The organism is Pseudomonas sp. BBP2017 (genome assembly GCF_003024385.1).
GTDB lineage: Bacteria > Pseudomonadota > Gammaproteobacteria > Pseudomonadales > Pseudomonadaceae > Aquipseudomonas.
On record NZ_PVZN01000008.1, the window covers coordinates 142033 to 154498 of the forward strand.

13 protein-coding genes are annotated in these 12466 nt (G+C 58.3%); 2 read left to right on the plus strand and 11 right to left on the minus strand.

Annotated elements, in window-relative coordinates; all coding sequences use genetic code 11:
* Window positions 1-25: 25 nt before the first annotated feature.
* Entirely contained in the window at window positions 26-232 is a 207-nt protein-coding gene (locus tag C6382_RS12605; RefSeq protein ID WP_107024801.1) for a hypothetical protein, read from the minus strand.
* 418 nt (window positions 233-650) lie between these two features.
* Here C6382_RS12605 and C6382_RS12610 point away from each other — a divergent pair, with 418 nt between their 5' ends.
* A complete protein-coding gene (locus C6382_RS12610) occupies window positions 651-2033 on the plus strand; it encodes a PLP-dependent aminotransferase family protein (RefSeq protein WP_107024802.1) in 1383 nt (460 codons plus the stop codon).
* Window positions 2034-2118: 85 nt separating this feature from the next.
* On the opposite strand, the gene C6382_RS12615 is transcribed toward C6382_RS12610, so the two are convergent.
* Together C6382_RS12615 and C6382_RS12620 are read right to left on the minus strand one after the other, a co-directional pair.
* Complete coding sequence (locus C6382_RS12615) at window positions 2119-2634, minus strand: single-stranded DNA-binding protein (RefSeq protein WP_107024803.1); 516 nt, start codon at window positions 2632-2634, stop codon at window positions 2119-2121.
* 9 nt (window positions 2635-2643) lie between these two features.
* The gene (locus tag C6382_RS12620) at window positions 2644-4038 is read right to left on the minus strand and encodes an MFS transporter (RefSeq protein WP_107024804.1); all 1395 of its coding nucleotides are present in this window, start codon (window positions 4036-4038) and stop codon (window positions 2644-2646) included.
* Window positions 4039-4167: 129 nt separating this feature from the next.
* Here C6382_RS12620 and uvrA point away from each other — a divergent pair, with 129 nt between their 5' ends.
* Window positions 4168-7002, plus strand: a complete 2835-nt coding sequence (uvrA, locus tag C6382_RS12625) for an excinuclease ABC subunit UvrA (RefSeq protein WP_107024805.1) — start codon at window positions 4168-4170, stop codon at window positions 7000-7002.
* 66 nt (window positions 7003-7068) lie between these two features.
* Here the strand turns inward: uvrA and bfr are convergent, their stop codons facing one another.
* The 8 genes from bfr to rpmJ form a co-directional block, all read right to left on the minus strand.
* Entirely contained in the window at window positions 7069-7533 is a 465-nt protein-coding gene (gene bfr / locus C6382_RS12630; protein WP_107024806.1) for a bacterioferritin, read from the minus strand.
* Window positions 7534-7688: 155 nt separating this feature from the next.
* Window positions 7689-9137, minus strand: coding sequence for a catalase (locus C6382_RS12635; RefSeq protein ID WP_107024807.1), 1449 nt, complete (start codon window positions 9135-9137; stop codon window positions 7689-7691).
* 188 nt (window positions 9138-9325) lie between these two features.
* A complete protein-coding gene (gene rplQ / locus C6382_RS12640) occupies window positions 9326-9712 on the minus strand; it encodes a 50S ribosomal protein L17 (RefSeq protein ID WP_002555463.1) in 387 nt (128 codons plus the stop codon).
* A gap of 42 nt (window positions 9713-9754) precedes the next feature.
* Window positions 9755-10756 carry a DNA-directed RNA polymerase subunit alpha gene (gene rpoA, locus C6382_RS12645; protein WP_003186012.1) on the minus strand — a complete coding sequence of 334 codons (1002 nt, stop codon included), beginning with the start codon at window positions 10754-10756 and terminating at the stop codon, window positions 9755-9757.
* Window positions 10757-10778: 22 nt separating this feature from the next.
* Window positions 10779-11399, minus strand: coding sequence for a 30S ribosomal protein S4 (rpsD, locus tag C6382_RS12650; protein WP_038606186.1), 621 nt, complete (start codon window positions 11397-11399; stop codon window positions 10779-10781).
* Window positions 11400-11414: 15 nt separating this feature from the next.
* Window positions 11415-11804, minus strand: coding sequence for a 30S ribosomal protein S11 (gene rpsK, locus C6382_RS12655; RefSeq protein WP_002555466.1), 390 nt, complete (start codon window positions 11802-11804; stop codon window positions 11415-11417).
* Between the two features lie 30 nt (window positions 11805-11834).
* Window positions 11835-12191 carry a 30S ribosomal protein S13 gene (gene rpsM / locus C6382_RS12660; RefSeq protein WP_028944477.1) on the minus strand — a complete coding sequence of 119 codons (357 nt, stop codon included), beginning with the start codon at window positions 12189-12191 and terminating at the stop codon, window positions 11835-11837.
* Window positions 12192-12322: 131 nt separating this feature from the next.
* Complete coding sequence (gene rpmJ, locus C6382_RS12665) at window positions 12323-12439, minus strand: 50S ribosomal protein L36 (RefSeq protein ID WP_002555468.1); 117 nt, start codon at window positions 12437-12439, stop codon at window positions 12323-12325.
* Between the last annotated feature and the right edge of the window lie 27 nt (window positions 12440-12466).

A 12466-nucleotide genomic window follows, 5' to 3' on the forward strand; every position in this document is an offset into this window, starting at 1 on the left:
CGCTACCCAGTAAAGGTGAAAAGGTTCAGGAAAGGGCTTCATACAGGTGGTCCGCGTGCGCGAAGCGCACCCGGTTCAGGCTGTTGAGCTGGAAATAAAAATCCTTGGTGGCTTCGACGTCCAACGGTGTCTGGCTCAACACCGTTTGCCATGCACTGGAAATGCCCCATGGCAAGCGGATCTCCAACGTTGCGACGGCCTCGACCGCCTGCTTTTGCTGTGTGCTTTCCATTTCAGCTCAACTCCATAGTTCGATGCGCGTCGTGCCTGACCTGCGGGCGGCACGCCCTGTTGTCTTTGTGACCCGGCTCACACGAAGCCCGTGTGCACCAGGTGAATGCCGTTAATGCATCGATCAACAACCCGTATTACATCGACTCAATCATTGTAATTGCACAAATTGAGTCGATTCAATTTATTTCTACCCACGATGCCTCTCCGCTCCCACGCATAAACCATAACCATTTGATTTAACGTATTTTTTCTAAAATAAAAATTACTGCATAATCATCCTCACAGTAGAAACCGGATAATCTTGCAACAATTCAATCGATTCAATGCAGTCAGAAAGACTCGATTTCCTTGCAATTACGCTTATCAAGGCTTTCATGCTAGGCTTGCGCGCTCATGTAGATTCTGGTGTTCTTCCTATGTGGGTTCCTCAATACAGCGGCCATGCGCAGCCGGTTTACCTCATGATTGCCGATGCCCTGGAGCAGGACATCATTGCCGGACGCCTGAACCCTGACGATCGGCTACCCACGCTCAAGGATCTGGCTGAAGCCTTGAAAGTCACCCCCGGCACCGTTGGCCGCGCCTATGACGAGGCGGCCAAACGCGGGCTGGTGATTGGTGAAGTCGGACGCGGGACTTTTGTCCTGCCCGCCAAAGCCAGGGCTGGTTCACCCGTACCGGACACGCGCACAATCGCCGAAAGCGCAGAGATCGACTTGTCGATCATCAAGCCCAATGACGCCGGTATTGAGGGATGGCTACGGGACTCGATTACCGAACTCGCGCAGTCGGCGGACCTGAGCCACGTTCTGGACTACACCTCCGATGGCGGACATGCCGTGCACAAGCAAGCCGGTGCCCGCTGGGTACAACGCAGCCTGCCCGAGGCGCGATGGCAGCAGATCGTCCTCACTTCCGGCGCGCAGCATGGTTTGCTGGTGGCGATCAGCAGCCTGTCGAGAACCCGCGACGTGATTCTCTGCGAAGAGCATTGCTACCCCGGAATCATCTCCCTGGCCCACAGCCTGGATCGGCGTCTGAAGGGTGTACAGATTGATGAATTCGGGCTGCTGCCCGAAGCCTTCCGCGCCGCCTGCATCGAGCACCGTCCCGCGTTGCTGGTCTGCGTGACCACTCACCAGAACCCGACCAATTCGATCATGCCGCCGGAGCGCCGTGAGGCGATTGCACAGATAGCCCGCGAATACGATGTGTTCATCATTGACGATGACATCTATGGTTTCCTGGAGTCCCAACCGGCGCATAAACCGATTTCGGCCTATGCACCCGAGCGCTCCATTTATCTGACCAGCCTGTCGAAAAGCATTCTGCCGGCACTGCGCATCGGCTACCTGTATGCGCCCCCTGAAACCCTCTCGCGCCTGTCGTCGATGGTGCGCAGCAGTGTGTGGATGCCTTCGCCGCTGATGGCGCAGCTGGCCAGCAACCTGATCAACAACGGCATGGGTGAGCAGTTAATCAAGGTGCAGCAGCAAGAGGCGGCGGCGCGGCAGCAGATGGCCAGGGAGATTCTTGGCAGCTATCAGATTCGCAGCCAGCCCAACAGCTTTCACATCTGGCTGGAATTGCCAGAGCCCTGGAACTGCGATGAGTTCGCCAACCTGGCCCGGGCGCAGGGTGTAACGGTGGTTAGCGGCAGCCAGTTCCTGGCTCAGCGCACCACCGCCTCCTGCGGTGTACGCATTGCCTTGATGTCCCCGAGCCGCGCCGAACTGAACTTTGCCCTGACCAAGCTGGCCAGCTTGCTGGCCTCCCCCGAGCCGCGCCTGTTCTATTAATGTCACACCGGGCACAACAGCCACAAAAAAGCCGCAGCCAGGTCACGGGCTGCGGCTTTTGTTTGTGTCTTGACGCGCTCAGGAATCAGAACGGAATATCGTCATCAAAGCTGTCAAAATCCGGAGCCGGCTGCGGTGCGGCCTGCTGAGGCGCCGGGCGCTGTTGTGGCGCGGACTGCTGCGGACGAGGAGCCTGCTGGCGTGGCGCCTGGTTGTAGTTGTTGCCACCCTGCTGCTGAGAACCGTCCTGGTTCTGTGGACGGCCACCGAGCAGCTGCATGGTGCCCTGCATGTCGACGATGATTTCCGTGGTGTAACGCTTGATGCCGTCTTTTTCCCACTCGCGGGTCTGCAGTTTGCCTTCGATGTAAACCTGCGAACCTTTGCGCAGGTACTCGCCGGCGATCTCGGCAACCTTGCCGAACATCGAAACGCGGTGCCACTCGGTGCGCTCGACCTTCTGGCCAGTCTGCTTGTCGGTCCACTGCTCGCTGGTAGCCAGGCTCAGGTTGGTCACGGCGTTACCGTTGGGCAGGTAGCGGACTTCGGGATCCTGACCGCAAGTACCGACCAGAATGACTTTGTTAACCCCACGGGCCATAACGTTCTCCTAGGCTTCGCACGCTGCGGAGGCCGGGTTTACCAGGCGCTCCAGGGTCGTGCGATCCAAAATTTGTGTATCAAGTTTGATATAGATGGCGGACTCATCGGCCACCACCACTGCGTCGGTCACACCCGGTACGGCCAACAGCCGTTCGGTCAGTCCCGCTTCGCGGACCGCCTCGGCCGACAACGGCATGCGCAGGCTGGTCACGTACGGCGGCTCACGCATGCTCAGGGCAACGATCCACCACACTGCACACAGGGCTGCACAGCCCAGGAACACCGTGCTCAGGCCTCCGTGCTGGAACAACCAGCCACCGAGAATTCCTCCCAGCGCGGCACCAAGGAACTGGCTGGTGGAATACACCCCCATGGCCGTGCCCTTGCCGCCGGCGGGCGACACCTTGCTCACCAGCGAAGGCAAGGATGCCTCCAGCAGGTTGAAGGCAGTAAAGAATATCACGGTGCCTATCACCAGTTCGTGCAAGTTATCTGCCGACAGCCAGAAATACAGCTCCGTCAGCGCCAACACACTGACCGCACCCAGCAGGACTCGTTTCATCTTGCGCTTTTTTTCGCCGTAGATGATGAACGGGATCATTGCAAAAAATGAGACCAGCAAGGCAGTCAGGTACACCCACCAATGCTCTTCCTTGGGCAGGCCACCACGCTCGACCAAGGCCAGGGGCAAGGCAACGAAGCTGGCCATCAGGATTGCATGCAGGACGAAGATGCCGACATCCAGACGCAGCAGGTCGGGATGACGCAAGGTCGGCCCCAGGGCTTGCTTGGCGACGCCAGACTCGCGGTGTTGCAAGGCACCGTGGGACGCTGGCACGACGAAGGCGATCAGGCCGATGCCGACCACCGCCATGGCGGCCGTGACCAGGAACAGGCCCGACAAGCCGAAAGCACGGGTCAGCAAGGGGCCCGCCACCATAGCCACGGCAAACGACAGGCCGATACTCATGCCGATCATGGCCATGGCTTTGGTCCGGTGTTGCTCGCGGGTCAGGTCCGAAAGCAGCGCCATCACTGCCGCCGAAATCGCCCCGGCACCTTGCAGGATACGCCCGGCAATCACCCCCCAGATCGAGTCGGCCTGGGCCGCCAGTACGCTGCCGAGGGCAAAGATCACCAGGCCCAGGTAAATCACCGGACGACGACCAATGCGATCGGAAATGACCCCGAACGGAATCTGCAGGAATGCCTGGGTCAGACCATAGGCACCAATGGCCAGGCCAATCAGCGCCGGGGTGGCGCCTGCCAGGTCCATGCCATAGGTCGCAAGCACCGGCAGGACCATGAACATGCCCAGCATACGGAAGGCGAACACCAGGGCCAGGCCGCCTGCGGCGCGGGTTTCGCTGCCGCTCATGCGTTCGCTGTGGGGATCGTGCATGGATAAACCTCGTGTGAACCGGCGGCGATTCTACCAGTCCGATCGCGTCACGGCATATACGCGACGCTTTGCCGCGTAATGGCAGGGCGCCGTATACTCAACCGTTTATGCCCGCCAAGCGAGGCCGCAGTGGACAAGATCCTGATTCGTGGGGCACGGACCCACAACCTGAAGAACATCGACCTGACCCTGCCCCGGGACAAGCTGATCGTTATCACCGGCCTGTCCGGTTCCGGCAAGTCATCGCTGGCGTTCGATACCCTGTACGCCGAAGGCCAGCGCCGCTACGTCGAATCGCTGTCGGCGTACGCTCGGCAGTTCCTGTCGATGATGGAAAAACCTGACGTCGACACCATCGAAGGGCTGTCACCCGCGATTTCCATCGAACAGAAATCGACCTCGCACAACCCGCGCTCGACTGTCGGCACCATCACCGAAATCTACGACTACCTGCGCCTGCTCTACGCCCGCGTAGGGACGCCACGCTGCCCGGACCACGACATCCCGCTGGAAGCGCAGACCGTCAGCCAAATGGTTGATCTTGTACTGACCCAACCCGAGGGCAGCAAGTTGATGCTGCTGGCCCCGGTGATTCGCGAACGCAAGGGCGAGCACCTGGCGGTGTTCGACGAACTGCGTGCCCAGGGCTTCGTCCGTGCCCGGGTCAACGGCAAGCTGTTCGAACTCGATGAACTGCCCAAGCTGGATAAACAGAAAAAGCACACTATCGAAGTGGTGGTCGACCGCTTCAAAGTCCGCGAAGACCTTCAGCAGCGCCTGGCTGAATCGTTCGAAACCGCACTGAAGCTGGCGGACGGCATTGCCTTGGTGGGCTCGATGGACGACGAAGCATTCGAGGAGATGATCTTCTCGGCGCGCTTCGCCTGCCCGATCTGCGGCCATGCCATCAGCGAGCTGGAACCCAAGCTGTTCTCCTTCAACAACCCGGCTGGCGCCTGCCCGACCTGTGACGGGCTGGGGGTCAAACAGTTCTTCGACACCAAACGCCTGGTCAATAGTGAACTGACCCTGGCTGAAGGCGCGATTCGCGGCTGGGACCGTCGCAACGTTTATTACTTCCAGATGCTCGGTTCACTGGCCGCCCACTATGACTTCAGCCTCGAAGTACCGTTCGGCGAGCTGCCGGCCGAACAGCAAAAAGTCATCCTGCATGGCAGTGGCAAACAGAACGTCGACTTCAAGTACCTCAACGACCGCGGCGACATCGTCAAGCGCTCGCACCCGTTCGAAGGCATCGTGCCGAACCTGGAGCGACGCTACCGCGAAACCGAGTCGGCGACCGTGCGCGAAGAGCTGGCCAAGTTCCTCAGCACCCAGCCCTGCCCGGATTGCCGCGGCACGCGCTTGCGCCGCGAGGCGCGGCATGTCTGGGTCGGCGAAAAGACCCTGCCAGCTGTAACTAACCTGCCAATTGGCGATGCCAGCACTTACTTCGGCGGCCTCAAGCTGACCGGTCGTCGCGGCGAAATTGCCGACAAGATTCTCAAGGAGATCTGTGAGCGCCTGCAGTTTCTGGTCAATGTCGGCCTCGACTACCTGACCCTCGACCGTAGCGCCGATACCCTGTCCGGCGGTGAGGCCCAGCGTATTCGCCTGGCCAGCCAGATCGGCGCCGGCCTGGTCGGGGTGATGTACATCCTCGATGAGCCGTCCATCGGCCTGCACCAGCGCGACAACGACCGCCTGCTGGCAACGCTCAACCACCTGCGCGATATCGGCAACACGGTGATCGTCGTCGAACACGACGAAGATGCCATCCGCTTGGCCGACTATGTCGTGGATATTGGCCCGGGTGCCGGTGTGCATGGTGGGCAGATCGTCGCCGAAGGCACACCGGCCGATGTCATGGCTCACCCTGACTCACTGACCGGCAAGTACCTGTCCGGGCGGGTGAAAATTGCTGTACCGGGCAAACGCACCCCACGCAACAAGAAGCTCTCGCTCAAGCTCAAGGGCGCACGTGGCAACAATCTGCAGAACGTCGACCTGGAAATCCCGATCGGCCTGCTGACCTGTGTGACCGGGGTATCCGGCTCGGGCAAGTCGACACTGATCAACAACACGCTGTTCCCCCTCAGTGCTACCGCCCTCAATGGCGCCAGCACTTTGGAAGCCGCTGCGCACGACAGCTGTGACGGCCTGCAGCATCTGGACAAAGTGGTCGACATCGACCAGAGCCCGATCGGCCGCACGCCACGCTCGAACCCGGCGACCTACACCGGCCTGTTCACACCAATCCGTGAGCTGTTCTCCGGCGTGCCGGAGTCTCGTTCTCGCGGCTATGGCCCGGGGCGCTTCTCCTTCAACGTCAAAGGCGGACGCTGCGAGGCCTGTCAGGGCGACGGCCTGATCAAGGTCGAGATGCACTTCCTGCCGGACATCTACGTGCCTTGCGACGTGTGCAAGAGCAAGCGTTACAACCGCGAAACCCTGGAGATCAAGTACAAGGGCAAGAACATCCACGAGGTCCTGGAAATGACCATCGAGGAAGCCCGCGAGTTCTTCGACGCAGTCCCGGCCCTGGCGCGCAAGCTGCAGACGCTGATGGATGTCGGCCTGTCCTACATCAAACTCGGACAGTCGGCGACCACCCTCTCCGGCGGCGAGGCGCAGCGGGTCAAGTTGTCGCGCGAGCTGTCCAAGCGTGATACTGGCAAGACCCTGTACATCCTCGACGAGCCGACAACCGGCCTGCACTTTGCGGATATCCAGCAGTTGCTCGATGTACTGCACCGTCTGCGCGACCACGGCAACACGGTGGTGGTGATCGAGCACAACCTGGACGTAATCAAGACTGCCGACTGGATTGTCGACCTCGGGCCTGAGGGCGGCTCCAAGGGTGGGCAGATCATTGGTTGCGGCACGCCAGAAGAAGTTGCCGAGATGAAGCAGTCGTATACCGGTTACTACCTCAAACCGCTATTGGAGCGTGACCGAGCCTGAAGTCAGCCAGGGCCATCAGAAAGCAGAAGCCCCGCACTGGCGGGGCTTCTTTTTGTTTCGGGAAAATTACATCTGCGACTGCAGGTAGTTCTCCAGGCCGATGGACTTGATCAGGCCTTGCTGCTTTTCCAGCCAGTAGGTGTGATCTTCTTCAGTATCGGCCAACTGCAGGCGCAGGATGTCGCGACTGATGTAGTCCTTGTGTAGTTCGCACAATTCGATGCCTTTGCACAGCGCGGCGCGCACCTTGTACTCCAGTCGCAGGTCAGCAGCGATCATTTCCGGCACAGTTGCGCCAACGTCCAGATCATCTGCGCGCATGCGTGGAGTGCCTTCGAGCATGAGGATACGACGCATCAGGGCATCAGCGTGCTGGGTCTCTTCTTCCATCTCGTGGTTGATACGCTCGTAGAGCTTGCTCAAGCCCCAGTCTTCGTACATCCGCGAGTGGATGAAATATTGATCACGTGCCGCCAGTTCGCCCGTCAGCAACGTGTTGAGATAATCGATTACGTCCGGGTGACCTTGCATCGCCCTGCCTCTCCCTGTGTGAAAGTTATAGTGTGAACCAGGAGGCCCGGAAGGTCACTTGGAATCGGGCACAAATGTGCAAAAAAGCGGGTAAACGGTAGTGATATTCATTGAAAAACCGCCCAAATGAGGGCGGTTCTTCTTATCACTTCGACTTAGGCGAGATTGATGCCCAAAGCCTTGGCAATCCCCTCCCCATAGGCCGGATCGGCCTTGAAGAAGTGCTGCAACTGACGCTGAACGACATCTTCGGATACACCGGCCATGGCCCCGGCAATGTTGCCGATCAGCAGGGCTTGCTGTTCGGCGTTCATCAAGCGGAACAGTGCACCGGCATGACTGTAGTAGTCAGTATCTTCGCGGTGATCGTAGCGACCAGCCACACCATTCAGGGTCAAGGCCGGCTCAGCGTATTGCGGCGCCTGTTTAGGCGCATTGGCGTAGCTGTTCGGCTCGTAGTTCGGTGCCGCACCACCATTGCTGCCAACCGCCATGGCGCCATCACGCTGGTAGCTGTTCACCGTGCTGCGTGGGGCGTTGACCGGCAACTGTTGATGGTTGGTACCGACGCGGTAGCGATGGGCGTCTGCATAGGCGAATACGCGCCCCTGAAGCATGCGGTCAGGTGATAGCCCTACGCCTGGAACCATGTTGCTCGGCCCAAAAGCGGCTTGCTCGACTTCAGCGAAGTAGTTGAGAGGATTACGGTTCAGCTCCAGCTCGCCGATTTCGATCAGCGGATAATCTTTCTGCGACCAGGTCTTGGTCACGTCGAAGGGGTTTTCGTCGCGACTATCAGCCTCTTCTTCGCTCATCACCTGGATGCATACCGCCCATTTCGGGAAGTCGCCGCGCTCGATGGCCTCGAACAGGTCGCGCTGCGCGTAGTCAGGGTCAGTGCCGGCCAGGCGAGCGGCATCGGCCGGCGCCAGGTTCTTGATACCCTGCCTGGTCTTGAAGTGCCACTTGACCCAGGTGCGTTGACCTTCGGCATTGATCAGGCTGTACGTGTGGCTGCCAAAACCGTGCATGTGACGGTAACCGTCAGGAATGCCGCGGTCAGAAAAGAGGATCGTGACCTGGTGCAGCGCTTCAGGCGAATGCGACCAGAAGTCCCACATCATTTGCGCGCTCTTCAGGTTGCTTTGCGGCAGACGCTTCTGAGTGTGGATAAAGTCTGGGAATTTGAGCGGATCACGAATGAAGAACACCGGGGTGTTGTTGCCGACGATGTCCCAGTTACCTTCTTCGGTGTAGAACTTCAGGGCGAAACCCCGCGGATCACGCTCGGTATCCGCCGAACCACGCTCGCCACCCACAGTGGAGAAACGCAGGAAGGTCTCGGTCTGCTTGCCGACATCGCTGAACAGCTTGGCACAGCTATACTGGGTGATATCGCGGGTCACGGTGAAGGTACCGTAGGCCCCCGAGCCCTTGGCGTGCACACGGCGCTCAGGGATGTTCTCGCGGTTGAAATGCGCGAGCTTCTCGATCAGATGAAAGTCATCCAGCAACAACGGGCCACGCGGGCCTGCCGAACGCGAATTCTGGTTATCAGCGACCGGTGCACCGCTGGCGGTGGTCAGTATCTTGGTCTGGCTCATGCGCTATCTCCCTATCGGTTTTGAACTGCATCGGTCTCAAACTGCCGGCTAATCGGCTTGGAATGAGTATCGAGCAGAACCATGACAGCAACAAATTCATTAACTGACTAAGATCAATAGATTATTACAATGCATGTAGACACAAAAAACCGGGCACTAGGCCCGGTTCCTTGTTTCAGACTGTCGCCTTACTCAGCAGCTTCTACCGAGCCACCGACAGGACGATCAACCAGCTCGACGTACGCCATTGGTGCGTTATCGCCAGCGCGGAAGCCGCACTTGAGGATACGCAGGTAGCCGCCCTGACGGGTGGCATAGCGCTTGCCCAGATCGTTGAACAGCTTACCGACGATTTCTTTCGAACGGGTACGGTCGAAAGCCAGACGACGGTTAGCTACGCTGTCTTCCTTGGCCAGGGTGATCAGCGGCTCGGCAACGCGGCGCAGTTCCTTGGCTTTTGGCAGGGTAGTTTTGATCAGCTCGTGCTCGAACAGCGACACCGCCATGTTCTGGAACATAGCCTTGCGGTGAGAGCTGGTACGGCTCAGGTGACGTCCACTTTTACGATGACGCATGATTCATTCCTTACCAAACACTACGTTCGGTGATTACGACGATCAGGCAGTCGCCTTGTCGTCTTTCTTAAGACTTGCAGGCGGCCAGTTGTCGAGGCGCATGCCGAGGGACAGACCACGGGAGGCCAGAACGTCCTTGATTTCAGTCAGGGACTTCTTGCCCAGGTTCGGAGTCTTCAACAGTTCTACTTCGGTGCGCTGAATCAGATCGCCGATGTAGTAAATGTTCTCCGCCTTAAGGCAGTTGGCCGAACGCACGGTCAATTCCAGATCGTCAACCGGACGAAGCAGGATCGGATCGATCTCGTCTTCCTGTTCGACTACCACAGGTTCGCTGTCACCTTTGAGGTCGACGAACGCAGCCAGCTGCTGTTGCAGGATGGTTGCAGCACGACGGATAGCCTCTTCAGGATCCAGGGTACCGTTGGTTTCCAGATCAATTACCAGCTTGTCCAGGTTGGTACGCTGCTCGACACGGGCGTTTTCCACCACGTAGGCGATACGGCGAACCGGGCTGAACGAAGAGTCAAGCTGCAAGCGACCAATGCTGCGGCTTTCGTCTTCATCGCTCTGACGCGAATCGGCCGGCTCATAACCACGACCACGAGCTACGGTGAGCTTCATGTTCAGGGCGCCGTTAGACGCCAGGTTAGCGATTACGTGATCGGGGTTAACGATCTCGACATCATGATCCAGCTGAATATCGGCAGCGGTAACCACCCCCGAACCCTTTTTCGACAAGGTCAGCGTAACTTCGTCACGACCGTGCAGTTTGATAGCCAGGCCTTTCAGGTTCAACAGGATTTCAATGACGTCTTCCTGTACACCTTCGATTGCCGAGTACTCGTGGAGTACACCGTCAATCTCGGCCTCGACTACTGCACAGCCAGGCATAGAGGACAACAGGATGCGGCGCAGCGCGTTGCCCAGGGTATGGCCAAAGCCACGCTCGAGAGGCTCGAGCGTGATTTTAGCGCGGGTTGGACTGACGACCTGCACATCGATGTGGCGGGGCGTCAGGAACTCATTTACCGAAATCTGCATGGATGCACCTATTTTCTAGCCCTTACTTGGAGTAGAGCTCGACAATCAGGCTTTCGTTGATGTCGGCGGACAGGTCGCTGCGAGCAGGAACGTTCTTGAAAACGCCCGACTTCTTGGCAGCATCCACATCTACCCACTCAACGCGGCCACGCTGGGCGCACAGTTCAAGGGCTTGAACAATGCGCAGCTGGTTCTGCGACTTCTCGCGAACCGCGACCACGTCACCCGGACGAACTTGGTAGGACGGAATGTTTACAGTCTTGCCGTTAATGCTGATCGCTTTGTGCGAAACCAGCTGACGGGATTCGGCACGAGTAGCGCCAAAGCCCATACGATAAACGACGTTATCCAGACGGCATTCGAGCAGCTGCAGCAGGTTCTCGCCGGTTGCACCCTTCTTGGAGGCTGCTTCCTTGTAGTAACCGCTGAACTGACGCTCGAGAACGCCATAGATGCGACGTACTTTTTGTTTCTCGCGCAGCTGGGTGCCGTAGTCGGACTGACGGCCACGGCGCTGGCCGTGGATACCTGGGGCTGCTTCGATGTTGCACTTCGATTCCAGAGCGCGAACGCCGCTCTTCAGGAACAGATCGGTGCCTTCACGACGAGACAGTTTGCATTTTGGACCAATGTAACGTGCCATTTATCTGTCTCCTGATTACACGCGGCGCTTCTTCGGCGGACGGCACCCGTTATGCGGGATTGGCGTCACGTCGGTGATGCTGGCGATCTTATAGCCACAACCGTTCAAAGCACGAACAGCGGACTCACGACCTGGACCTGGACCCTTGACGTTAACGTCGAGGTTCTTCAGACCATATTCCAGCGCAGCTTGACCAGCACGCTCAGCAGCTACTTGAGCAGCGAACGGGGTGGACTTGCGGGAACCGCGGAAACCCGAACCGCCGGAGGTAGCCCAGGACAGAGCGTTACCTTGACGATCGGTGATGGTCACGATGGTGTTGTTGAAAGACGCGTGGATGTGGGCGATGCCATCAACCACTGTCTTTTTGACTTTTTTACGAGGACGAGCAGCAGGTTTTGCCATTTCTAAATTCCTGTCGATTCGCTGGTGCGATTACTTGCGGATCGGCTTACGCGGGCCCTTACGGGTACGCGCGTTGGTCTTGGTACGCTGACCGCGTACTGGCAGACCCCGACGATGACGCAGGCCGCGGTAGCAACCCAGGTCCATCAACCGCTTGATTTTCATGTTGATGTCACGACGCAGATCACCTTCGGTGATGTACTTCGCAACTTCAGTACGCAGCGATTCAACCTGCTCGTCGCTCAGATCCTTGATCTTAGCGGCTGGGTTGACCCCAGTCTCTACACAGATTTTCTGTGCAGTAGTGCGACCAACACCATAGATGTAGGTCAGCGAGATAACAGTGTGCTTGTTATCTGGAATGTTGACGCCTGCAATACGGGCCATTCAGTGGGACTCCAATTGACAGCTACCTACGCCCCGGAAGCCAAGAAATAGGGCGCGAGATAATATCGCTGTAGAAACAAATAATCAACCCAGCAGCGCACTAGCTGCTGGGTTTGTAGCGCAAATCACACTCAGCCTTGGCGCTGCTTGTGACGTGGTTCCGCACTGCAAATTACTCGAACAACACCTTCGCGGCGAATAATCTTGCAGTTACGGCACAGCTTTTTCACCGATGCACGAACTTTCATCACCAACTCCTCGAACCTTAAGGGTCT